The organism is Streptomyces sp. NPDC002386 (assembly GCF_053593175.1).
Genome location: NZ_JBSFBX010000010.1, coordinates 16,892 through 38,414, shown reverse-complemented (window position 1 = coordinate 38,414; position 21,523 = coordinate 16,892). Strand labels below are relative to the sequence as shown.

Here is a 21,523-nt window from a genome sequence, read left to right as displayed (position 1 = left end):
TGGACAGACCGCTCACCGTGCCGGTTCGGCCTAGGGAGCAGGCTGGGAGGACTGCACCTCACCGGGTGGCTTCAGGTCCGGCTGCGCCCATGTCCCGGCGATCGCGGTGGCGAACGCGGTGGCCCCGGCCACGAGCACAGTGCCGGCGGGGACCGTGATCGACGACAACCGGCGGAAGTTCCTGATCTGGGACCACTTCATTCCGGCGGCCCGGGCGAGCGACCATTCCCACCAGAGCCCCAGCAGCATGCACAGGACGAGCGTCTGCCCTGCGACCCCGCCGCACCCAGCCGCCAGATCGCTCAGGGAGGGGTCCCGCGTGTACTGCGGGTCCACAGTGAGGGTCGCCATGGGAAGGACCTCGGCCGGCAGGATCGCCAGCATGAGCCAGGCCGCCTTGCCTACGGGCGTGAGCCCGCGCAGCATCGCGTAGAAGTAGCCGAAGACGAATCCGTACAGCGCCCAGTGCGTGAACCGGAGAGTCTGGAACAGCACGTCCAGGTGGAACGGCATGAAATAGTCCGCTCCCACGGTGCCGCTCTGCACGGCCTTGTACACGGCCCACGGCAGGGCCAGAAGCTGTGCCCGTCCCGCGGCGGCGATCCCCGCGCTCCAGGGGCTGCGTCCCGCGTTCGTGCCCAGGGCGAAGCGCTTGGCACGTCTCATCCTCGACTCCGGGTCGTCGTTGCGCCCGGGTACGGCCAGTCCACGCCAGCGGTCGGAGAAGTCCGACAGGGTCATGTCCTCCGCGAGCGCGGACCGGGCGGATCGCTGGAAGTCGGCCCGTGTGTCCCAGATCAGCTGGGTCGTGAGCCAGCGGTCCATGAAGCGGGCGTGTCCCCGGCGGCTGACCCGCCGCAATCTGGCCGTGGAGCCGTCCGATCCGAGAGGCAGCAGTATCAGGGAGGCGAGCGCCACCGAGGCCACGGCGAGCGCCTCTCCCCACATCGTCAGGGTGCGCAGATCCGGGGCGCCGAACGCCATGAGCGCGGCACACAGCAGCAGCACCCTGCCGACGGGCTCCACGGCTCGCCCGGTACGACCGATGGCGCCGCGCCTCCAGAGATAGGCGATCTGCAGGACGATGCCGCAGACGGCGACGACGAAGAGCGGCCATGCCGCGTAACCCTTGAAGAGGGACACCCGATACTGGCTCCAGAGGTCGTCCTCCAGCTGATCGCCGTACGTGACGTACCGGGTCATCGTCAGATACGCCACCGCATACGGAGAGATCACCGCGGCCCAGAGGAGCAGGAAGCAGATCGTACGGACCGCCGGCCTCAGCGTGCGGCACAGTGCGGGCGCCGACAGCGAAGCGAGCCACGCCGCGGCAGGCCACGTACAGATCAGCACAGCAGCGGCGTTCCATCCCGTCACCGTCAGGTGATCGTCGGCGATGACGGAAGTCTGGCCGAGTTCGTAGGTGACGACGACTGTCCAGAGCAGTGCCCCGGCGGTGGGAGCCCATCTACGCAACGCGGGCTTCCTGTTCGGCCGTTTCCCGCAGATCGCCAAGGCGAAGGCGAGCAGCGCGGCCACCGTCAGCCGAAGCCACAGCCCGGTGGCCAGTACCGTCCCGCCGGCCTCTATGAGTAGCAGGGCGACAAGCGGAGGCGCACAGCTCACGATGAGCGTCCGGGGCGACGGCGGCCTGCCGGTCACCACCCGGTGAGTGAACCACCATGCCGAAACCGGAAGGACGTACCAAAGCCAGAGACCGAGGACAGCCTGCGGCGTCCACATGGAGGCCGGGGGGATCGGCAGAGAGGTCTCGATCAGGTCGATGCGTGTGGCGCCCGGCTGGACGAGCGGAACCGGCAGGGCGACAAGGGCGCAGGGGCACACGGCCGCCGCGAGCACCAGTGAGGCTTTCGCCCACCTGCGCGGCACGGCGGGTCCCGCCAGCCTTGCCACCAGGGCGGCGGCGACGGCACCGATCCCGCCGACAGCGACCGCGAATCCGGTCACCAGCTCGCCCGTGGTCTGAGGACGGGCCGTCGGCAGCCGGGTGGTCCTCACCGTGCGGGTCAGGTCGACCGAGCAAGTGGCCGGCGGGCTCTTCTTCCTCGAGTCCGTCGCGGTGTCCACACGCCATGTGACGGAATCCTGGGACTGCGACTCGACTGGCCCGAGGACGCCGGTGAACGACCACTTCGGCGCGCTCACCGTCACCAGCCACACGGCGGGGTAGCCACCGTCACCGCCTGTCTCCATGGCGGACAGCGGGCACAGCGGAATTCTCAGCCTCTGCTCGCCCGACCGGCGGACCAGATAGACGGCGTAGAAGGACTGCACCTGCGCTCGCGCGCCGGACGAACGTTGGGTCACCCTGACCGGTCGGGTCTTGTTCCCGTCGAAGTACGGCAGCTTGCCATCGCGATAGACCGCGAACGTACCGCAGTGTCCGTAACCGTTCCTCCGCACCTGCGCCAGGGCGCTGCTCCGCGCCGGAAGCGTGTAGGAGCAGGTCCGGCTGACCACCACTTCCTGCCGCGACCGGTCCCAGCCGACCCTCATGGTGATGGTCCCCACAGGTTCCTTCGGCTTTCGGCCGTCGGCCGCTGCGGCCCGGCCGGCACCGGGGAGCCACAGGGACAGCATGATCAGTAACAGCGCTGCGCCGACTCTCAGCAGCGGCGCGGCCGACGCCCTGCGGTTCGTTGAAGGCAGCATGGGCCCACCCCCCGTACGCGTGCCACGCACCCGTGCCCCCACCGGGCGTGAGCCTCTCGTTCCACGTCCGTCGATCACCGTCGACCGGACCTGACGATGATGGCCCCGTTCGCTCCGGTCCGCGAGGTCTTCGCCGGAAGAGGCATGTGGGACGGTATCGCCGCCGCTGGGTGCCCCGCCGACCTCATCTCCGCGGGTGTCCGGATCGTCGCCAGGGGCAGCGGCCTCAACATCGATCAGACGATCATCAACAAGTAGGCAGAACATGACTGACCTGGAACTTCTGGCGGCCTTCCCGGCCACCGGTGAAGCGGGCCTCGTGCCCAACGACTGGAAGCGGACCGCGGCGGTGCTGGGCGTCACCTTCCCCTCTGCCTTCATGCGTTTTCTGGACGTTTTCGGAGGTGCGAAGTTCGACGACTTCCTTCGCGTCTACCGGGCGGGCGCCGACAACCTGAACGCCGACCTCCTGACCCGGACCCAGCAGGCCAGGAAGACCATGGCCACGACCCGGCCCCATATCCAGAAGCTGCTGGCTGAACGGGGAACCAAGACGTCCGAGCTGGTGTGCTGGGGCGGCACGGACAACGCGGACATGTGCTTCTTGATCCCCGATGGGGACCACCGCAAGTGGGCTGTTCTGTGTGTCATCGGCCGGGGAGGCGAGTACGACCTCTTCGAAGGTCCGGTGGAGGGCTACCTGCTGCGCATCCTGCGGCGGGATCTTGTCAGCGACGTCTTTCCGGAGGGCTTCCCGGACGAAGCGCCCGCCTACGAACGTCACCCGCACATCTGAGTCACCGGAAGCGGAGCACAGGGGAGCGTGACGTCCTGCCCCGGTGCTCCCTCAAGACGGTGTGGGCCGTCGTACCCACCGAGCTCCCGTAGGCACCGCGTGGACGTCAGTAGCGGTGCCGGGCCTTGATGATCACGACTTCATTGTCGGTGCCCCGGTGGACGAGTCGGTGCTCGTCGTCGGTCCGGCGTGTCCAGTAGCCGGACAGGTGATCACCGGAGTGTCGGAAGCCTTGTCGGCGGCAACAGCTGCGCACTCACTCAGAAGGCGCCCGGTGATGCAAGCCGGGTGCCTCCAGGCCCCCCGTCCCGGCCTCGCTCACCGGCTCATCGCCGTCTCCCGGCCGATGCGGGACAGCTTCTCCGGGTTGCGGACCGCGTAGAGGCCCGTGACGAGGCCGGCGTCGAGGCGGAGGGCGATGACGGTGTCGAGTTCGCCTCCGCGGTGGAGGAGCAGGGCCGGGTGGCCGTTGATCTGGGCCGGCCGGACGGAGACCGAGGTGCCGATCCTCCCCAGGACCTGGATGACCTCGGCGGCGCCCACCACGGGCCGCAGCGCGGCGCGGACGATCCCGCCGCCGTCGGTCAGCAGGACGACGTCCGGTGCGATCAGGTCGAGCAGGCCGCGTGGGTCCCCCGTCTCGACGGCCCGCCGGAACGCGGCGAGCGCGTCGCGGGCCCGGTCCGGGGAGACGGTCTCGCGGGGGCGGCGGGCCGCCACGTGGGCCCGCGCCCGGTGGGCGATCTGGCGGACGGCGGCCGGGGTCTTGTCGACGGCCTCCGCGATCTCGTCGTACCCCAGGTCGAACACCTCGCGCAGGACGAACACCGCGCGCTCGGTCGGTGCCAGGGTCTCCAGTACCAGCAGCATCGCCATGGAGACGCTGTCGGCCAGCTCCACGTCCTCGGCCACGTCGGGCGCGGTCAGCAGCGGCTCGGGGAGCCAGGGGCCGACGTAGGACTCCTTGCGGCGGCGGAGCGTGCGCAGGCGGGTCAGCGCCTGGCGGGTGGTGATGCGGACCAGGTAGGCGCGCCGGTCGCGCACCGCGCCGAGGTCGACGCCGGCCCAGCGCAGCCAGGTCTCCTGGAGGACGTCCTCGGCGTCGGCGGCCGAGCCGAGCATCTCGTAGGCGACGGTGAAGAGCAGGTTGCGGTGGGCGACGAAGCTCTCCGTGGCGGGATCGGGGCCGGTGGACGGCCCGGCGGTGCCCTCGGTGTGCGCGCTCTGCTCGGTCATGGCCGGCTCCCCTGTTGGCTCTCGTCCGTGTCACGCACAAGACGCCGTGGCGGGCCGGATCGTGACACCGCGGCGGGTGGGCCGCGTCACACCCGAGGGCTGTCACACGGTCCGGGCGGGCGGCGTCTCGTGGTCGTCAGGACGCCGCGGACGATGCGCCCGGCGGCACCCGCACGAGTGAGGACGAGGTCATGGAACCCCGTTTCAACCTGTTCGACAGCCCGACCGCCGCGATGGTCGCCAGGCGGTTCTTCAGCACCTCGCTGGTCCTGGACGAGTCGACGCTCCCGAAGGCCCTGCGGGAGCTGGTGGAGCTGAGGGTCGGTCAGCTCAACGGCTGCGGCTTCTGCGTCGACATCCACTCCAAGGAGGCCGCGGCCGCCGGTGAGTCCGCGCTGCGGCTCAGCCTGGTCGCCGCCTGGCGTCATTCCACCGTGTTCACCGAGGCCGAGCGGGCCGCGCTGGCGCTCGCCGAGGAGGGCACCCGGCTCGGCGACCGGGGCGTGACCGACGAGACCTGGGCCGAGGTGCGCAAGCACTTCGACGACGACCAGGTCGGGGCACTGGTCTGCCTGGTCTCCCTGATCAACGCGGCCACCCGGATGAACGTGATCGTGCACAACCCGGGGGGTTCGTACGAGCCGGGGATGTTCGACCGCCTGTCGAGCTGACCGGCAGGCGGTTCCGGCGGGCGGGAAACGCCGGAGCGGAGGACGCCGGGAGCGCAGACGCGGGAGGCCCGGCACCCCGAAGGGTGCCGGGCCTCGTCGCTGAGGTGCCTCAGTGGGAGTGGCCGTGGCCGTGGCCCGCCGCGGCCGGCTCCTCCTCTTCCTTCTTCTCGACGACCAGGGTCTCGGTCGTGAGCAGGAGGGAGGCGATGGAGGCGGCGTTCTCCAGGGCGGAGCGGGTGACCTTCACCGGGTCGATGACGCCGGCCTTGACCAGGTCGCCGTACTCGCCGGTGGCGGCGTTGAAGCCCTGGCCCTTGTCGAGCTCGGCGACCTTGGAGGTGATGACGTAACCCTCCAGGCCGGCGTTCTCGGCGATCCAGCGCAGCGGCTCGACGGCGGCGCGGCGGACGACCGCGACACCGGTGGCCTCGTCGCCGGTCTTGCCGAGGTTGCCCTCGAGGATCTTGACGGCGTGGACCAGCGCGGAGCCACCACCGGAGACGATGCCCTCCTCGACCGCGGCGCGGGTCGCGGAGATGGCGTCCTCCAGACGGTGCTTCTTCTCCTTCAGCTCCACCTCGGTGGCGGCGCCGACCTTGATCACGCACACGCCGCCGGCCAGCTTCGCGAGGCGCTCCTGGAGCTTCTCGCGGTCCCAGTCGGAGTCGGTGTTCTCGATCTCGGCCTTGATCTGCGCGACGCGGCCCGCGACGTCGGCGGAGTTGCCGCCGCCGTCGACGATCGTGGTGTCGTCCTTGGTGATGGTCACGCGGCGGGCGGAGCCGAGCACGTCCAGACCGACCTGGTCGATCTTGAGGCCGACCTCCTCGGAGATGACGGTGCCGCCGGTGAGGGTGGCGATGTCCTGGAGCATGGCCTTGCGGCGGTCGCCGAAGCCCGGGGCCTTCACCGCGACGGCGTTGAAGGTGCCGCGGATCTTGTTGACGACCAGGGTCGACAGGGCCTCGCCGTCGACGTCCTCGGCGATGATCAGCAGCGGCTTGGAGGCACCCGACTGGATGACCTTCTCCAGCAGCGGCAGCAGGTCCTGGATGGAGCTGATCTTGCCCTGGTTGATCAGGATGTACGGGTCGTCGAGGACGGCCTCCATACGCTCCTGGTCGGTGACGAAGTAGGGCGACAGGTAGCCCTTGTCGAAGGCCATGCCCTCGGTGAAGTCCAGCTCCAGACCGAAGGTGTTGGACTCCTCGACGGTGATGACACCGTCCTTGCCGACCTTGTCCATGGCCTCGGCGATCAGCTCGCCGACCTGCTGGTCCTGGGCGGACAGCGCGGCGACGGCGGCGATGTCGGACTTCTCGTCGATCGGGCGGGCCGAGGCGAGCAGGTCGTCGGAGACGGCCTTGACCGCGGCGTCGATGCCCTTCTTCAGCAGCGCCGGGGAGGCACCGGCGGCGACGTTGCGCAGACCCTCGCGCACCAGCGCCTGGGCCAGCACGGTGGCGGTGGTGGTGCCGTCACCAGCGATGTCGTTGGTCTTGGTCGCCACCTCCTTCACCAGCTGGGCGCCGAGGTTCTCGTACGGGTCCTCGATCTCGACCTCACGGGCGATCGTGACACCGTCGTTGGTGATGGTGGGCGCGCCGAACTTCTTGTCGATGACGACGTTGCGGCCCTTGGGGCCGATCGTCACCTTCACCGTGTCGGCAAGCTTGTTGACGCCGCGCTCGAGGGCGCGACGGGCGTCCTCGTCGAACTTCAGGATCTTCGCCATGACAGCGGGAGCCCTCTCGGAAATCTGTGGGTGAAAAAGGCACTGCGCCCCGGGCGCCCGGCTTCTTATGTGGTCGCGGGGGCCAGGGGCGCAGCGTCAAGCATCAAAAGTGCTCGAGGTGTCTTACTTCTCGATGATCGCGAGGACGTCGCGAGCCGAGAGGACGAGGTACTCCTCGCCGTTGTACTTCACCTCGGTGCCGCCGTACTTGCTGTACAGGACGACGTCGCCGACCTTGACGTCGAGCGGCAGGCGCTCGCCGTTCTCGAAGCGGCCCGGACCCACGGCGAGGACGGCGCCCTCCTGGGGCTTCTCCTTCGCGGTGTCCGGGATGACCAGGCCAGAGGCGGTGGTCTGCTCGGCGTCGAGCGGCTGGACCACGATGCGGTCCTCGAGCGGCTTGATGGCAACCTTGGAGCTGGTGGTCGTCACGGTCCGACCTCCCCCTTCGGAGATCTCACGGGGTTAACTGTCTGAGGTGGCGACCAGGTGGATCCGTCGTCGCGGGTGCCGGACCTGCCCGTCGCGTGGTTGGCACTCTCATCTGCCGAGTGCCAGAGCCGAGACTATGACCGCGATTAGCACTCGGTCAAGCGGAGTGCCAATGGCGGTGCGGCGCGTCGGCCCGGCCGGGGCCGGTGGGGAGCGTCCCGGGTGGGCGGCTCAGGCCAGGTAGTCCTCCAGGCGGGCCACTGTCAGGCCCTGGCTCTGGGCCCGGCGCAGCAGGCGGGCGGTGCGTTCCGCCAGGCCGGGGCCGGCGTCCCGGCCGGGGCCCACGAGGACGATGTCGCCGGGGGCCAGGTGCCGCGGTCCCCCGCGGTAGACGATGCCGCCGGAGCCGACGGCGGCGCGCCACAGGACGACGGCGGAGACGCCGCAGTCGGCGGCGGCGCGCAGGGTGGTGGCGTCGTAGGCGCCGCGGGGCGGCCGCAGGAGGCGGGGGCGGACACCGAAGCGGGAGCCGAGCTTGTCGCGCTGGCCGCAGATCTCGGCGCGCTGCCCGGCGTAGGGCAGTCCGGGCAGTGCCGGGTGGTCGAGGGTGTGGTTCTCGATCGTGGCGCCGACCGCGCGCAGCCGGGCGAAGCGGCCGTAGCCGGGGCCCGCGACGGTGTCGGTGAGGAAGAGGCTGACCGGCAGCCGGAGTTCACGGACCATGTCGGCGAACCGCGGATCCCGCTCGGCGCCGTCGTCGTAGGTGAGGAAGACGACCGGGTCGGTGGTGTCGACGTGGTCCACGACCGGGAGCGGCGAGGCGTCGGTCCGGCGGGCGCCGAGGGGCCGGGCCGGGTGGCTCGGCGGGGCGGCGAGCGGGGCGTCCAGACCCCAGCGGCGGTGCGCCGCGCCGACGGCCGCGCTCGGCGGCCGGGCCCCCTGGGCGGCCCGCTTGCCCAGTCGCTCGATGGGGTCGACGGACTGGGCGCAGCCGGTGAGCAGGAGGGCCGCGGCGAGCGCGGCCGCCGCAGCGGTCCGCGTGCGCCGCGGCCGGCCCGCCGGCCGCCCCCGGCGCCTCACAGGTAGTCCTCCAGGCGCGCCACGGCGTACCCCTCGCGCGTGACCTTGTCGAGGAACCTGCGCATGTCGTCGACCATCGTGCCGTTCCAGTCGTCGCGGCCGCGGAAGTGGGTGAGCACGATGTCGCCGGGGTGCAGGCTGCGGTCCCAGTCGCGGTACTCCCAGTGGTCGACGAAGACCTCCTCGTCCCAGATCGGCGCGTACTTGATCCCGCAGGACTTGGCGGCGCGCAGGGTGTCGCCGTTGTAGTTGCCGTAGGGCGGCCGGAAGACGGTGGGCGCCTTGCCGAACTGCTTCTTCATGATGTCCTGCATGCCGCAGATCTCGTCCCGCTGCTGCTCGTAGGAGAGGCCGGGCAGGTAGGGGTGGGTGAGGGTGTGGTTGTTGAGGGTGTGGCCCTCGGCCTGCATCCGGCGGAAGTAGCCGTAGTCGTCCTTCACCAGGTAGTTGCTGAGGAAGGCCGAGTAGGGGATCTTCAGGTCGCTCATCATGCGCAGGAACGCCGGGTCCTTCTCGGCGCCGTCGTCGATGGTGAGGAAGACGACCTTCTTGCCGGTGGGGACGGTGGTGAAGACCGGGGGCAGGTTCTCCTCCTCCTGGCCGTCCACCTCGAAGCCGTCGCGCGGGGTGATCTTCGGCTTGACGGCCGGGGGCGCCGGGGGCGCGAGCGGCACCCGGGCCAGCTTCCAGCGCTGGGCGGCCGCGACCAGCCGGGCCTGTTCGGCGGCGCGGCGGGCCTCGGGGGTCAGGGCCTGGGCGGGGCCGCCCTGGCCGGAGTTGTGGCCCGGCCCGGAGTGGGCGCCGGAACCCTGGCCCGGGGAACCGCAGCCGGAGACGAAGGCGGCCGAGACCAGAACGGCCACGCCGCAGCGCAGGGCGGTCCCGGGGAGGGACGGACGTGTGTCACGAGACCGCTTTTTGTCATTTTGTACTACTTCTCGCATGGCGTCGGATCCTCGCAGGCCCCGGCGCCGAACCCGGTCCGACACCGCCGCCGGAGGCGCACCATCCACCGACTGGCCCACAATGACCCGGTGAACGACCTCGCCCTCCTCCTCACCCCCGAAGGCCGCGCCCTGCTCGACGAGGTGCGCGACACCGACCCCGCGCGCGAGCTGGCCGTCGCCACCCGGCTGCGCCGGGACCACCCCGCCGAGCTGGTGTCCGCGGCGCTGGGGCAGGCACGGCTGCGGCAACGGGCGGTGGCCAAGTTCGGCGAACGGGACGCCGCCCGGATGTTCTTCACGCCCAACGGCGTCGAGCAGTCGACGCGGACGAGTGTGGCGACGCACCGGGCCGAGTGCCTCCGGGCGAACGGGGTGCGGTCCGTCGCCGACCTGTGCTGCGGGATCGGCGGCGACGCGATCGCGTTCGCCCGCGCCGGGATCCGGGTGCTGGCCGTCGACCGTGACCCGCTGACCTGTGAGGCGGCCCGCGCCAACGCCGACGCGCTCGGTCTCGCCGGCTTGATCGAGGTGCGCGAGGCCGACGTGACGGAGGTGGACACGGCCGGATACGACGCCGTGTTCGTCGACCCGGCCCGCCGGTCCGGCAAGCGCGGCCGCATCTTCGATCCGGAGGCCTACTCCCCTCCCCTGTCATGGGCGGTGTCCGCCGCGCTCGGGGCGCCGCGCGGCCTGCTGAAGATCGCCCCGGGCATTCCGCACGAGGCGATCCCCGCGGACGCGACGGCCGAATGGGTCTCGGACGGAGGGGACGTGAAGGAGGCCATCCTGTGGTTCGGCCCGGACGTGACGCCGGGGGCCCGGCGGGCGACGCTGCTCCCCGCCGGCGCCGGCATCTACGTGACACCCGACACCATGCTCCCCGACCCGCGGGTCCGGCCGGTCGGGCGGTACCTGTACGAGCCGGACGGCGCCGTCATCCGCGCCCACCTGGTCGCCGAGGTGGCCGAGGACCTGGACGGTGGGCTGATCGACCCGACCATCGCCTACATCACCTCCGACGAGCTGCACAACACTCCGTACGCCACCGCCTACGAGATCACCGACCAGCTCCCCTTCAACGTCAAGAGGCTCAAGGCCCTGCTGCGCGAGCGCGAGGTCGGCATCCTGACCGTGAAGAAGCGGGGCTCGGCGGTCGAGCCCGAGGAACTGCGCCGCAAGGTCAGACCCCAGGGCCCGCACTCCGCAACGGTCTTCCTGACCCGGGTCGCGGGAGCCCCGACGATGCTGGTCGGCCGCCCGGCGCGCTGAGACCGCGACCGGCCCCTCAGCCTGCCTCGGCGGCCCGGCGCAGCAGCAGGGCGCGCTCGCGTGCGTTGCGGGTGAGCGAGGCCGCGCGTTCGAACTCCGCGCGGGCCTCCGCCGTACGGCCGAGGCGGGACAGCAGGTCGGCGCGGACGCTGGGCAGCAAGTGGTAGTCGCGCAGCGCGGGTTCGCCGGCCAGGGCGTCGACGAGCGCGAGCGCTTCGGCCGGGCCCTCGGCCCTCGACACGGCCACCGCGCGGTTCAGTTCGACGACCGGCGACGGGGCCCGGGCGGCGAGCAGGGCGTAGAGGGTGGCGATGGTCCGCCAGTCGGTCTCCGCGTAGGTGAACGCGTGCGCGTGGCAGGCCGCGATGGCCGCCTGGAGGGCGTAGGGGCCGGGTGCGCCGGTGGCGGTGGCCTCGGCGCGGGCCAGGGCCCGGATGCCGCGGGCGATGAGCATACGGTTCCAGCGGCGCCGGTCCTGGTCCTCCAGCAGCACCGGGGTTCCGTCGGGGGCGGTGCGGGCGGCGGTGCGCGAGGCCTGGAACTCCAGCAGCGCGGTGAGGCCGTGCACCTCCGGCTCCTTCGGCATCAGCCCGGACAGCAGCCGGGCCAGCCGCAGCGCGTCCTCGCACAGCCCGGGGCGCAGCAGGTCGTCGCCGGCGGTGGCCGCGTAACCCTCGTTGAAGATCAGGTAGATGACGTCGAGGACCGAGCCGAGGCGGGCCTCGCGGTCGGGCCCGTACGGCACCTCGAAGGCGACGTTCCGCGTCGCGAGGGTGCGTTTGGCGCGGACGACGCGCTGGGCGACCGTAGGCTCCGGGACGAGATGGGCGCGGGCGATCTCCGCCGTGGTGAGACCGCCCAGCAGGCGCAGGGTGAGGGCGACGCGGGCCTCGGGGGACAGCACCGGATGGCAGGTGGTGAAGACGAGCCGCAGCAGGTCGTCGTCGATGTCGTCCGGGTCGGCGGGCTCGGGCGGCGGGGCCGTGTCCGGGAGGGTCCGGCCGATCTCCGCGAGCTTGCGGGCGTAGGTCTCGCGGCGCCGGACCAGGTCGACGGCGCGGTGCCGGGCGGTGGCCGTGAGCCAGGCGCCGGGGTTGTCGGGCACACCGTCGCGGGGCCACCGCTCCAGGGCGGCGACCAGCGCGTCCTGCGCCAGTTCCTCGGCGATGCCGAGGTCCCGCACGATCCGGGCGACGCCGGCGACGACGCGCGGGTACTCCAGCCGGAAGACGGTCTCGATGGCGTGTGCCGCGGTGGGCTGTGTTTCCACAGCCCACCATGCAACACCCCCGGGCCCTCCGGAGCCAAGGAGGGCTCAGCCCTCGGCGATCTCCCGGACCTCGCAGGTGACGGTCCAGAACTCCTCGTGGGTCTTCAGGAACCGCTTGGTCCACTCCAGCGCCTCGGCCATGTCCTTGCACTGCATGAGCGCGTAGCCGCCGACGACCTCCTTGGACTCGGTGAAGGGCCCGTCGGTGACGGAGATCCTGCCGCCCTCCCAGCGCACCCGGGCGCCCTGGGCGGAGGGGGTGAGTCCGGCGGTGTCGAGCATGACGCCGGCCTTGGTGATCTCCTCGATCAGCTCGCCCATCCGCTGCATCAGTTCCTCGCTGGGGCCCTCGGCGGGGGCGGAGTTCTCCTCGATGCGCACGAGCGACAGGTAGCGGGGCATGGTGACTCCTCGGTCCGGGCGACGGGGCCGGTCCCCGCCGCTCACCTGTACGTCGAACGGGAGACGGCCGGATCGACAGCCGCGCGGACATTTCCCGAAGATTTTTTTCCGGCCGCCCGGAGGGGCCGCCGCTCAGCGCGGCGACGCCCGCAGTTCGCCCGCCGCCGGCTCCTTCGCCACCACCCGGTCGGGGTCGGACGGCGCCGTGCCGATCCGGTCACGGAAGGAACGTGGATCCGGATGGTGAGAGGACTGCCGGCGGAAGCCCTGAGATCCGGCCTTCTCGGAGACTGCTCATCCGAGGCTCACCGTGGGCACCGGATTGCTGCCGCTCCAGGAGGCGTTGAACCCGAAGGTCACCGAACCGCCGTCCGGCACCGCGCCGTTGTACGAGGCGTTCGCGCACGACACCTCCGTGCCCGACTGGGTGCAGGTGGCGTTCCAGGCCTGCGTGATCCGCTGGCCGGCTCCGTAGGTCCAGTTCACCTTCCAGGAGGACAGCGAGGCACCCGAGCAGGAGATCCTCACCTGGCCGGTGAATCCGCCGTCCCACTGGCCGGTCAGGCCGTAGGCGGCCGAGCAGGCAGCGCCCGGCGGCGGTTCGCTCGTGCCGCCTCCCCCGCCCAGCGCCTCGGCGATCGCGTGATACGCCGGTTTCGGCTGGTAGTTCTCGTCGTACGGCGTCGCCGCCCCGTAGCCGGGAAAGGTGCTCGGCACCCAGGAGTCGGAGTCGGTGAAGCCCCACACCGTGACGTCGACGCACCGGGTCACGGCCGTGCAGGCGGCCGTCACGGACTTGAAGTCGGCCGCCTGCTGCGCCAGTTTCGCGCTGTCGGCGGGCAGGGACATCCGGACGTCCAGCTCGGTGACGGCCACGTCCACGCCGAGGTCCGCGAAGCGCTGGATGTTCTGCTGGAGCGAAGCCGGCACCTGGCCGAGGATCAGATGGGCCTGGAGGCCGACGCCGTCGATCGGCACACCCTGCTGCTTGAGGGACCTGACCAGGTTGTACAGGGCGGTGGACTTCGCGTTCACGCCCTCGACGTTGTAGTCGTTGATGTACAGCTTGGCGTTCGGGTCGGCCGCGTGCGCCCAGGTCAGGGCGTTGGCGATGTACCCGGAGCCGAGGCCGTCGTACCAGATCGTCGAGCGGTAGCTGCCGTCCTCGTCGAAGGGCTCGTTGACCACGTCCCAGACGGACACCTTGCCCTTGTAGCGGCCGACCTCGGTGCCGATGTGGTCCCGCAGCAGGGTGCCGAGCTGGGCCGGGGTCCAGCTCCCGTTGGTCAGCCAGCTCGGGTTCTGGCTGTGCCAGACCAGGGTGTGGCCGCGCACCTGCTGGTCGTGGGCCTGGGCGAAGGCCACGATCTGGTCGGCCTCGCTCCAGTTGAAGCTGCCCCGGGTGGGCTCGACCGAGCCCCACTTCATGGCGTTGCCCGGGGTGAGCGAGCCGAACTGCGTCCCGGTGATGTCCGCGTAGGCGCCGGTGAGCTTGGAACCGGTGACCGCGGTGCCGATGACCTTGCCCTTCGCCGCGGCGAGGTCGCGCAGCGGCGGGTCGGCGGCACGGGCGGTGCCGGTACCGGCCGTGCAGAGGGCCGCGGCGGCGACCAGGGCGGCCAGACAGGCGCGTAAGGAAGTTCTGGAGGTTCTCATGGCGGGGGGCCTCCGAAAGTTTCGGTCGTACAACCGACTGACTTCGGAGGAGTGTGCGGGCGCACGCCCCACCCGTCAATACGTCGTCTTCCGGCCACTCATGTCACCCGGCGGCCGGCGCCGCCGTACTGCTGCGCACCACCAGACTGGTCGCCAGCTCCACCCGGGTCGCCGCCCGCTCGTCCTCGGCGCGGCCCAGTTCCAGCACCAGCCGGGCCGCGGCCTCGGCCATCTCGGTCAGCGGCTGGCGCACGGTCGTCAGCGGCGGCCCCACCCAGCGGGCCACCGGCAGATCGTCGAAGCCGACCACGCTGAGGTCCTCCGGGATGCGCAGCCCCAGCTCGCGCGCGGCCTCGAACAGGCCGAGGGCCTGGAGGTCGTTGCCCGCGAAGACGGCGGTGGGCCGGTCCGGGCGGCGCAGCAGTTCCAGGCCCAGCCGGTAGCCGGCGTCGTGGTGGAAGTCGCCGGTCGCGACGAGCGAGGAATCGACCGGCAGCCCCGCCGTCTCCAGCGCGGCCCGGTAGCCGTCGACGCGGGCCCGGCTGCACATCATCCGGGAGGGGCCGCTGATGGCGCCGATCCGGGTGTGGCCCAGCTCCACCAGGTGACGGGTGGCGGCTAGGCCGCCCTGCCAGTTGGTGGCGCCGATCGAGGGCACGTCCGGACCCGGGTCGCCCGCCGGGTCCATCACCACGAACGGGATGGACCGGCTGGTCAGCAGCGCGCGCTGGGACTCGTCGAGGCCGGACAGCACCAGGACCACGCCGTGCGGGCGGCGGGCGGCGACCTGGTCGGCCCAGGTGCGGCCCGGGGTGAGCCGCCCGGCCGACTCGGACAGCACCACGCTCAGGCCCGCGTCCCGGGCCACGTTCTCCACGCCCCGGATGACCTCCATCGCCCAGGCGCTCTCCAGCTCGTGGAAGACCAGGTCGATCAGCGGGGAACGGGACGCCTCGGCGCGCCGGCGCCGGTAGCCGTAGGCGCGCAGCAGCTCCTCGACACGGGTGCGGGTCGCCGGGGCCACGTCGGCGCGGCCGTTGAGGACCTTCGAAACAGTCGGAGCGGAGACCCCGGCCTCCCGGGCGATTTCGGCGAGGGTCGCCGTCTGCGTTTCTGCGGGCTTCGAAGGCTTCATGCCCGCGATCGTATCCCTGCGGCACCTCTTGACGAAGGTGTTCTCCCGCCATAGGTTTCCGGAACATTCGACGCATTGACCGAAACATTCGTAAGCCCGCTGTCGAGAGTCCGACCGCCCGAGAGCGCGAGAGTGTGCCGACGAACGGGGTACCGCCCGACGTCCCGACCCTTCCGACGGGAGTTTCATGACCACCGCTCCTTGGCGCGACCCCGCCCTGCCCGCCGCCGCGCGCGTCGACGACCTGCTCTCCCGGATGACCCTGGAGGAGAAGACCGCCCAGCTCTACGGGGTGTGGGTGGGCGCCGCCACGGACGGCGACGGGGTCGCCCCGCTGCAGCGCGAGATGACCGCCGACTACGACTGGGACGAGCTGATCACCCATGGCCTCGGCCAGCTGACCCGCTCCTTCGGCACCGCCCCGGTGGACCCGGCGCTGGGCGCGCAGGCACTGGCCCGTGCCCAGCGCCGCATCGCCGGGGCGAGCCGCTTCGGCATCCCGGCGGTCGCCCACGAGGAGTGCCTGGCGGGCTTCACGGCGTGGGGCGCGACCGCGTACCCGGTACCGCTGGCCTGGGGCGCGTCCTTCGACCCGGCGCTCGTCACCGAACTGGGCCGGCACATCGGCCGCGACCTGCGCTCGGTCGGCGTCCACCAGGGCCTCGCCCCCGTGCTGGACGTGGTCCGCGACCCGCGCTGGGGCCGGGTGGAGGAGACGATCGGCGAGGACCCCTACCTGGTCGGCACGGTCGGCACGGCCTACGTGCGCGGCCTGGAGTCGGCCGGGGTGGTCGCCACGCTCAAGCACTTCGCCGGGTACGCCTCCTCGGTGGGCGCCCGCAACCTCGCCCCCGTACGGGCGGGCGTACGGGAGTTCGCGGACGTGACCCTGCCGCCGTTCGAGATGGCGCTGCGCGAGGGCGGAGCGCGCTCGGTGATGGCCTCCTACACCGAGACCGACGGCGTACCGGTCTCCGCCGACCCCCGGCTGCTCGACGACCTCCTGCGCGGCGAGTGGGGGTTCACCGGCACAGTGGTAGCCGACTACTTCGGCGTCGGCTTCCTGCTGAGCCAGCACCGGGTCGCGGAGGACGAGGCCGGGGCGGCGCACCTGGCCCTGGCGGCGGGCGTCGACGTCGAACTGCCGACCCTGAAGTGCTACGGCGCCCCGCTCGTCACCGCCGTGCGGACGGGCCGTGTCCCGGAGTCGCTGGTGGACCGCGCGGCCCGCCGGGTCCTGCTGCAGAAGTGCGGGCTCGGCCTGCTGGACGAGGACTGGCGGCCGGAGCCCGGCGGCCCGGTCGACCTGGACTCGGCCGCCAACCGCGCCCTGGCCGGCCGGCTGGCCGAGGAGTCGGTGGTCCTGCTCGACAACCCCGACGGGCTGCTGCCGCTGGCCCCCGACACCCGGATCGCGGTGGTGGGCCCCCGCGCGGCGGACGCCCTGGCGATGCTCGGCTGCTACTCCTTCCCCTCCCATGTGCTCCCCCACCACCCCGAGGTCCCGCTCGGCGTCTCGATCCCGACCCTCCTGGACGCCCTGCGCACCGAACTGCCGGACGCCAAGGTGACGTTCGCCGAGGGCTGCGGGGTCCGCGACCCGGACACCGCGGGCTTCGCGGAGGCGGTGGCCCGGGCGGCGGAGGCGGACGTGTGCGTGGCGGTCCTCGGCGACCGCGCGGGCCTGTTCGGCCGGGGCACCTCGGGCGAGGGCTGCGACGTGGCGGACCTGCGGCTGCCGGGGGTCCAGAGCGAGTTGCTGGACGCGCTGGTCGCCACCGGCGTCCCCGTAGTCCTGGTCCTGCTCACCGGGCGCCCGTACGCGCTGGGCCGCTGGCACGGCCGGCTCGGCGCGGCCGTCCAGGCCTTCTTCCCGGGCGAGGAGGGCGGTCCGGCCGTCGCGGGCGTCCTGTCCGGCCGGGTGAACCCCTCGGGCCGTCTCCCGGTGAGCGTCCCGCGCGCCCCCGGCGGCCAGCCGTGGACCTATCTCCAGCCCCCGCTGGGCCTGGCCGGCGAGGTCAGCAGCCTGGACCCGACCCCGCTGTACCCCTTCGGCCACGGCCGCTCGTACACGACGTTCGCCTGGGAGGACTTCACCGGCGACGGGGGCGACGCGGGCTACGAGGGCGACGGCACAACGGAGATCGGCACGGACGGCTCGTACGACCTCTCGCTGACCGTCCGCAACACCGGTGACCGCGCGGGCGCCGAGGTCGTCCAGCTCTATCTGCACGACCCGGTGGCGTCGGTGACCCGCCCGGACGTCCGGCTGACCGGCTACCGGCGACTGGAGCTGGCCCCGGGCGAGTCCCGCCGGCTGACCTTCCGTTTCCACGCCGACCTGTCGTGCTTCACCGACCGCACGGGCGCCCGCGTGGTGGAGCCGGGCGCCCTGGAACTGCGGCTCGGACCGTCCAGCGCGGAGGTACGGCACACCGCCCGGCTGCGGCTGACCGGACCGGTGCGGGCGGTCGGGTCCGAACGGACACTGCGCTGCGAGGTGGAGGTGTCGGAGACGGGGTGAACGCGAACACCCCGCCACCGGATGACCGGTGGCGGGGTGTCGGATGGAGCGCCGGGCAGGCCTTGCACCTGCATCTCCCCACAGGAAGTGGGGCGTCTTTCCTTGGACCACCAACGCACTGCGTCCGGACCGGGTTTCCGGCCGTTCGCGTGTGATGATCATAGCCCGAGGACGGGCCTTCGCGCCACCTCAGCGTTCCGCTTCCCCGTCCACCGGCTCGAACCGCCACCGGTGGACCGCCCTCGTCACCAAGGTGCCGTCCGGTTCGGGCAGTTCCGGGAGCTCGGCGTCGTACGGCGCGTCCCACCAGGTGATGACCAGCACCCGGTCCTGCGGGGCCCGGAAGGTCTCCCGGCGCAGCGGCTGGCGGGGAAGCTCCTGCGCTCGCGCCCAGGCCAGCAGTTCCGGGCCCCGGCCCGCGGTGGCCCGGGCCTCCCACATCAGGGCGACGGTCACGAGTACAGGTTCTCCGTGCCGGCCTCGTGCGCGTGGGCGTGGCTCTGCCCCGGCACGTGCGGGTCGGTCACCGGCAGCGAGGAGTCGGCGGACAGGTCCCAGTCGGAGGCGGCGCGGTTGCGGGAGACCATCTCGGCGCCGAGGGCCGCGACCATCGCGCCGTTGTCCGTGCACAGCTTGGGACGCGGGACGCGCAGCCGGATCCCGGCCGCCTCGCAGCGCTCCTGGGCGAGGACGCGCAGCCGGGAGTTGGCCGCGACACCGCCGCCGATCATCAGGTGGTCGACCCCCTGGTCCTTGCAGGCGCGGACGGCCTTTCGGGTCAGCACGTCGACCACGGCCTCCTGGAAGGACGCGGCCACGTCACGGACCGGGACCTCCTCGCCGGCCGCGCGCCTGGCCTCGATCCAGCGGGCCACCGCGGTCTTCAGACCGGAGAAGGAGAAGTCGTACGCGGGGTCGCGCGGGCCGGTCAGACCGCGCGGGAAGGCGATCGCCGCGGGGTCGCCCTCACGGGCGTAGCGGTCGATGACCGGGCCGCCGGGGAAGCCCAGGTTCAGCACCCGGGCGATCTTGTCGAAGGCCTCGCCGGCCGCGTCGTCGATGGTGGCGCCCATGGGGCGGACGTCGGAGGTGATGTCCTCGGACAGCAGCAGGGAGGAGTGGCCGCCGGAGACCAGCAGGGCCATGGTCGGCTCGGGCAGCGGGCCGTGCTCCAACTGGTCCACGCAGATGTGCGAGGCCAGGTGGTTGACGCCGTACAGGGGCTTGCCCAGGGCGTAGGCGTAGGCCTTCGCCGCCGAGACGCCGACCAGCAGGGCGCCGGCGAGCCCCGGGCCCGCGGTGACCGCGATGCCGTCGAGGTCCTTCGCGGTGACGCCCGCCTCCTTCAGCGCGCGGTCGATGGTCGGGACCATCGCCTCCAGGTGCGCCCGGGAGGCCACCTCGGGCACGACACCGCCGAAGCGGGCGTGCTCGTCGACGCTGGAGGCGACGGCGTCCGCCAGCAGGGTGGTGCCGCGGACGATGCCGACGCCGGTCTCGTCGCAGGAGGTCTCGATGCCGAGGACGAGGGGTTCGTCAGCCATTGATCTCGGTTCCTTGTACTGGGGGTGAGTCCGCGGCGGGGCCGCTGTCGGATGCTGTGGTCAGGCGCATCACCAGGGCGTCGACGTTGCCCGGCTGGTAGTAGCCGCGCCGGAAGCCGATGGGTACGAAGCCGAAGCGCTCGTAGAGCTTCTGGGCGGCGATGTTGTCCACCCGGCACTCGAGCATGACCTCGGCGCACTCGAAGGCGGTGGCCGCCTTCAGCAGCTCGGTCAGCAGCCGGCCGCCGAGGCCGGTGCCCTGGTGGGAGCGGGCGACGGCGATGGTCTGGACGTCGCCCACGTCGCCGGCGGCCGCGAGGCCCGCGTAACCGACGATCCGGCCGTCCTCCTCGGCGACCAGGTACCGCCGGTTGGCCTCGGCGCCCCGGGCGTGGGCCAGCTCGGACCAGAACATGCCCCTCGACCAGGCGTCGTCGGGGAACAGCCCCCGCTCCAGCTCCAGGACCGGGTCGATGTCCCACCAGCGCATCTCACGCAGTCGAGGCTCCGTCACTTCGGGGTGACCACCTTGTAGTTCTTGGGGACCTGCGCGTCGGGGCGGCGCAGGTACAGCGGGCGCGGCGCCGGCAGTTCCTCGCCGGCGGCCAGCTTCTCGGCGGCCAGAGCGGCGAGGGCGGCGGCGGACACGTGCTCCGGTTCGTGGGCGCTCGGGAACGTGTCCGGGTAGAGCAGCGCGCCGGCGCCGACGGCGGGCAGCCCGGCGACCCGCTCGGCGATGTCGGCGGGGCGGTCGACGGCCGGGTCGGTCAGGCGGGTGCGGGAGTCGGCGTAGGTCGCCCAGTAGACCTCCTTGCGCCGGGCGTCGGTCGCCACGACGAAGGGGCCCTTCTCGATGTCGGCGGCGTAGGCGAGGCCGTCCAGGGTGCACACGCCGTGCACCGGGACGCCGAGCGCGAGGCCGAAGGTGTCGGCGGTCATCAGGCCGACCCGCAGACCGGTGTAGGGGCCGGGTCCGGTCCCGACGACGATCCCGGTGACGGCCTCCAGCTTGAGCCCGGCCTCGGCTAGCACCCGGTCGACGGCCGGCAGCAGCAGCTCTCCGTGCCGGCGGGCGTCCACCTGGCTCGACGACGCGATGACGTCCGTACCGTCGTGCAGCGCGACGGTGACGGCGGGGGTGGCGGTATCCAGAGCGAGCAAGAGCACGCGAACAGCCTACGGCGCCCGCGCCGCTCGCATCGCCGGACCGGTGCGGCGGTGACCGACTGCTACGGTTCGTACGAAGTACGACATATGGCATGAAACAGAGGTGGACGCGCGTGGCAGGGACCAGCTCGGGGATCGTGGCCGGCCTCACCGCGGCGGCCATCGGCGTCGTCGGATTCCTCGCCTACCAGGCACAGGCGACCGTTCCGCCGAACCTGAGCGGCAGACCCGGGCCGAACGCGGCGTCCGCCGGGGCGGCCGGGAAGGCGCCCCGCGACCGGCTCCGCCCGGGGGCCCTGCCGGGCGGCTCCGGAACGGGTGAACGGGTCGTGTACTCGGTGGACGACGACCGGGTCTGGCTGGTCGACGACCACAACCGCGTGCAGCGCAGCTTCGGCGTGAGCCCCGGCACGGTGGACCCGCCCGCGGGCAGGTACTGGGTCACGTCCCGCTCGAACGCCGTCACCGGGACGGACGGCCTGCCCATCGAGCACGTAGTGCGGTTCACCAGTGTGGACGGCGTGGTGATCGGCTTCAGCGCGGCGGTGCGGGGCGGGGACCCCCTGGCGGGGGACGGGGTGAAGACGGGCGGTATCCGGGAGCGGCGCGAGGACGGCGACGCGATGTGGAAATTCGCCACGATCGGCGTACCCGTCGTGGTGATCCGCTGACGGTGGCGCCGCGGCGGCCGCGGCCGTGCCGCCCCCGGGCGGCCCTTGTGCCCGCGACCGCGCCGGCGGCCGGCTAGGCGGCCTGCCGCCGCTCCGGCCGCACCGGGCGCTCCGGCCTGGACGGCGCCGGCTCACACGGCGGCCGCGAGACCGCGCGAGCGGCCTCGCACGACGCCAGCAGCTCGCGCATCGACACCCCGCCGAACACGGTCGGCTCGGCCGGCGGCTCCGTGGGCCGAGAAGCGGACATGGACGCCTCCTGAAGTGCGGGGGCGGGCGCGGTTAGGTATGCCTAACCGCGAGCGGTACTCCATG

General features: G+C 72.3%; 21 protein-coding genes. 5 read left to right on the top strand and 16 right to left on the bottom strand.

Annotation, left to right across the window (positions count from 1 at the left end; genetic code table 11):
• Positions 1-30: 30 nt before the first annotated feature.
• Positions 31-2,532: a hypothetical protein gene (locus ACWCPN_RS20815; protein ID WP_451208127.1), complete on the bottom strand. Its 2,502-nt coding sequence runs from the start codon at positions 2,530-2,532 to the stop codon at positions 31-33.
• A 406-nt stretch (positions 2,533-2,938) separates the two neighbouring features.
• Here ACWCPN_RS20815 and ACWCPN_RS20810 point away from each other — a divergent pair, with 406 nt between their 5' ends.
• Positions 2,939-3,469, top strand: coding sequence for a hypothetical protein (locus ACWCPN_RS20810; protein ID WP_451208125.1), 531 nt, complete (start codon positions 2,939-2,941; stop codon positions 3,467-3,469).
• 106 nt (positions 3,470-3,575) lie between these two features.
• On the opposite strand, the gene ACWCPN_RS20805 is transcribed toward ACWCPN_RS20810, so the two are convergent.
• On the bottom strand, positions 3,576-3,725 hold the full coding sequence (locus ACWCPN_RS20805) for a type II toxin-antitoxin system YoeB family toxin (protein ID WP_451208122.1): 150 nt from the start codon (positions 3,723-3,725) through the stop codon (positions 3,576-3,578).
• Positions 3,726-3,787: 62 nt separating this feature from the next.
• A complete protein-coding gene (locus ACWCPN_RS20800) occupies positions 3,788-4,705 on the bottom strand; it encodes an RNA polymerase sigma-70 factor (RefSeq protein WP_451208119.1) in 918 nt (305 codons plus the stop codon).
• 191 nt (positions 4,706-4,896) lie between these two features.
• Between ACWCPN_RS20800 and ACWCPN_RS20795 the strand changes: the two genes are divergently transcribed.
• Complete coding sequence (locus ACWCPN_RS20795; RefSeq protein ID WP_451208116.1) at positions 4,897-5,376, top strand: carboxymuconolactone decarboxylase family protein; 480 nt, start codon at positions 4,897-4,899, stop codon at positions 5,374-5,376.
• Between the two features lie 109 nt (positions 5,377-5,485).
• Here ACWCPN_RS20795 and groL read toward each other — a convergent pair whose 3' ends face one another.
• The 4 genes from groL to ACWCPN_RS20775 all read right to left on the bottom strand — a co-directional run bounded on the left by groL (position 5,486) and on the right by ACWCPN_RS20775 (position 9,567).
• The gene (gene groL, locus ACWCPN_RS20790; RefSeq protein WP_451208113.1) at positions 5,486-7,111 is read right to left on the bottom strand and encodes a chaperonin GroEL; all 1,626 of its coding nucleotides are present in this window, start codon (positions 7,109-7,111) and stop codon (positions 5,486-5,488) included.
• 123 nt (positions 7,112-7,234) lie between these two features.
• A complete protein-coding gene (gene groES / locus ACWCPN_RS20785) occupies positions 7,235-7,543 on the bottom strand; it encodes a co-chaperone GroES (protein ID WP_020132158.1) in 309 nt (102 codons plus the stop codon).
• 231 nt (positions 7,544-7,774) lie between these two features.
• Complete coding sequence (locus ACWCPN_RS20780; RefSeq protein WP_451208110.1) at positions 7,775-8,623, bottom strand: polysaccharide deacetylase family protein; 849 nt, start codon at positions 8,621-8,623, stop codon at positions 7,775-7,777.
• Complete coding sequence (locus ACWCPN_RS20775; protein ID WP_451208107.1) at positions 8,620-9,567, bottom strand: polysaccharide deacetylase family protein; 948 nt, start codon at positions 9,565-9,567, stop codon at positions 8,620-8,622. Before ACWCPN_RS20775 ends, ACWCPN_RS20780 begins: the two co-directional genes overlap by 4 nt.
• Before the next feature lie 90 nt (positions 9,568-9,657).
• Here ACWCPN_RS20775 and ACWCPN_RS20770 point away from each other — a divergent pair, with 90 nt between their 5' ends.
• Positions 9,658-10,839 carry a class I SAM-dependent methyltransferase gene (locus tag ACWCPN_RS20770; RefSeq protein ID WP_451208105.1) on the top strand — a complete coding sequence of 394 codons (1,182 nt, stop codon included), beginning with the start codon at positions 9,658-9,660 and terminating at the stop codon, positions 10,837-10,839.
• 16 nt (positions 10,840-10,855) lie between these two features.
• On the opposite strand, the gene ACWCPN_RS20765 is transcribed toward ACWCPN_RS20770, so the two are convergent.
• The 4 genes from ACWCPN_RS20765 to ACWCPN_RS20750 form a co-directional block, all read right to left on the bottom strand.
• On the bottom strand, positions 10,856-12,109 hold the full coding sequence (locus ACWCPN_RS20765; RefSeq protein WP_451208102.1) for an RNA polymerase sigma factor: 1,254 nt from the start codon (positions 12,107-12,109) through the stop codon (positions 10,856-10,858).
• A gap of 45 nt (positions 12,110-12,154) precedes the next feature.
• On the bottom strand, positions 12,155-12,511 hold the full coding sequence (locus ACWCPN_RS20760) for a YciI family protein (RefSeq protein WP_199211628.1): 357 nt from the start codon (positions 12,509-12,511) through the stop codon (positions 12,155-12,157).
• Positions 12,512-12,805: 294 nt separating this feature from the next.
• The gene (locus ACWCPN_RS20755) at positions 12,806-14,167 is read right to left on the bottom strand and encodes an endo-1,4-beta-xylanase (RefSeq protein WP_451208099.1); all 1,362 of its coding nucleotides are present in this window, start codon (positions 14,165-14,167) and stop codon (positions 12,806-12,808) included.
• Positions 14,168-14,270: 103 nt separating this feature from the next.
• The gene (locus ACWCPN_RS20750; protein WP_451208097.1) at positions 14,271-15,302 is read right to left on the bottom strand and encodes a LacI family DNA-binding transcriptional regulator; all 1,032 of its coding nucleotides are present in this window, start codon (positions 15,300-15,302) and stop codon (positions 14,271-14,273) included.
• 187 nt (positions 15,303-15,489) lie between these two features.
• On the opposite strand from ACWCPN_RS20750, the gene ACWCPN_RS20745 reads away from it, so the two are divergent.
• Positions 15,490-17,826, top strand: a complete 2,337-nt coding sequence (locus tag ACWCPN_RS20745) for a beta-xylosidase/alpha-l-arabinosidase (protein WP_451208095.1) — start codon at positions 15,490-15,492, stop codon at positions 17,824-17,826.
• Between the two features lie 189 nt (positions 17,827-18,015).
• On the opposite strand, the gene ACWCPN_RS20740 is transcribed toward ACWCPN_RS20745, so the two are convergent.
• Genes ACWCPN_RS20740 through tsaB form a run of 4 tightly spaced genes read right to left on the bottom strand, consistent with a single transcriptional unit; the run spans position 18,016 to position 20,537 of the window.
• Positions 18,016-18,282, bottom strand: coding sequence for a hypothetical protein (locus tag ACWCPN_RS20740; protein WP_451208093.1), 267 nt, complete (start codon positions 18,280-18,282; stop codon positions 18,016-18,018).
• The gene (gene tsaD / locus ACWCPN_RS20735) at positions 18,279-19,370 is read right to left on the bottom strand and encodes a tRNA (adenosine(37)-N6)-threonylcarbamoyltransferase complex transferase subunit TsaD (RefSeq protein WP_451208090.1); all 1,092 of its coding nucleotides are present in this window, start codon (positions 19,368-19,370) and stop codon (positions 18,279-18,281) included. Before tsaD ends, ACWCPN_RS20740 begins: the two co-directional genes overlap by 4 nt.
• Positions 19,363-19,860: a ribosomal protein S18-alanine N-acetyltransferase gene (gene rimI / locus ACWCPN_RS20730; protein ID WP_451208670.1), complete on the bottom strand. Its 498-nt coding sequence runs from the start codon at positions 19,858-19,860 to the stop codon at positions 19,363-19,365. Before rimI ends, tsaD begins: the two co-directional genes overlap by 8 nt.
• Before the next feature lie 20 nt (positions 19,861-19,880).
• A complete protein-coding gene (tsaB, locus tag ACWCPN_RS20725; RefSeq protein ID WP_199211623.1) occupies positions 19,881-20,537 on the bottom strand; it encodes a tRNA (adenosine(37)-N6)-threonylcarbamoyltransferase complex dimerization subunit type 1 TsaB in 657 nt (218 codons plus the stop codon).
• Positions 20,538-20,650: 113 nt separating this feature from the next.
• On the opposite strand from tsaB, the gene ACWCPN_RS20720 reads away from it, so the two are divergent.
• On the top strand, positions 20,651-21,208 hold the full coding sequence (locus ACWCPN_RS20720) for a hypothetical protein (protein ID WP_451208087.1): 558 nt from the start codon (positions 20,651-20,653) through the stop codon (positions 21,206-21,208).
• A gap of 73 nt (positions 21,209-21,281) precedes the next feature.
• Here ACWCPN_RS20720 and ACWCPN_RS20715 read toward each other — a convergent pair whose 3' ends face one another.
• Positions 21,282-21,458 (bottom strand): hypothetical protein, encoded by a 177-nt coding sequence (locus ACWCPN_RS20715; RefSeq protein ID WP_451208084.1) that lies wholly within the window; start codon positions 21,456-21,458, stop codon positions 21,282-21,284.
• Positions 21,459-21,523 lie beyond the last annotated feature (65 nt).

Bases quoted from the DNA above. Each gene is read 5' to 3' on its own strand.
- ACWCPN_RS20755 (WP_451208099.1), bottom strand. From the start codon at position 14,167: ATGAGAACCTCCAGAACTTCCTTACGCGCCTGTCTGGCCGCCCTGGTC.
- ACWCPN_RS20760 (WP_199211628.1), bottom strand. From the start codon at position 12,511: ATGCCCCGCTACCTGTCGCTCGTGCGCATCGAGGAGAACTCCGCCCCC.
- ACWCPN_RS20810 (WP_451208125.1), top strand. From the start codon at position 2,939: ATGACTGACCTGGAACTTCTGGCGGCCTTCCCGGCCACCGGTGAAGCG.
- ACWCPN_RS20750 (WP_451208097.1), bottom strand. From the start codon at position 15,302: ATGAAGCCTTCGAAGCCCGCAGAAACGCAGACGGCGACCCTCGCCGAA.
- ACWCPN_RS20775 (WP_451208107.1), bottom strand. From the start codon at position 9,567: ATGCGAGAAGTAGTACAAAATGACAAAAAGCGGTCTCGTGACACACGT.
- ACWCPN_RS20795 (WP_451208116.1), top strand. From the start codon at position 4,897: ATGGAACCCCGTTTCAACCTGTTCGACAGCCCGACCGCCGCGATGGTC.
- groL (WP_451208113.1), bottom strand. From the start codon at position 7,111: ATGGCGAAGATCCTGAAGTTCGACGAGGACGCCCGTCGCGCCCTCGAG.
- rimI (WP_451208670.1), bottom strand. From the start codon at position 19,860: ATGCGCTGGTGGGACATCGACCCGGTCCTGGAGCTGGAGCGGGGGCTG.
- tsaD (WP_451208090.1), bottom strand. From the start codon at position 19,370: ATGGCTGACGAACCCCTCGTCCTCGGCATCGAGACCTCCTGCGACGAG.
- ACWCPN_RS20800 (WP_451208119.1), bottom strand. From the start codon at position 4,705: ATGACCGAGCAGAGCGCGCACACCGAGGGCACCGCCGGGCCGTCCACC.
- ACWCPN_RS20715 (WP_451208084.1), bottom strand. From the start codon at position 21,458: ATGTCCGCTTCTCGGCCCACGGAGCCGCCGGCCGAGCCGACCGTGTTC.
- ACWCPN_RS20745 (WP_451208095.1), top strand. From the start codon at position 15,490: ATGACCACCGCTCCTTGGCGCGACCCCGCCCTGCCCGCCGCCGCGCGC.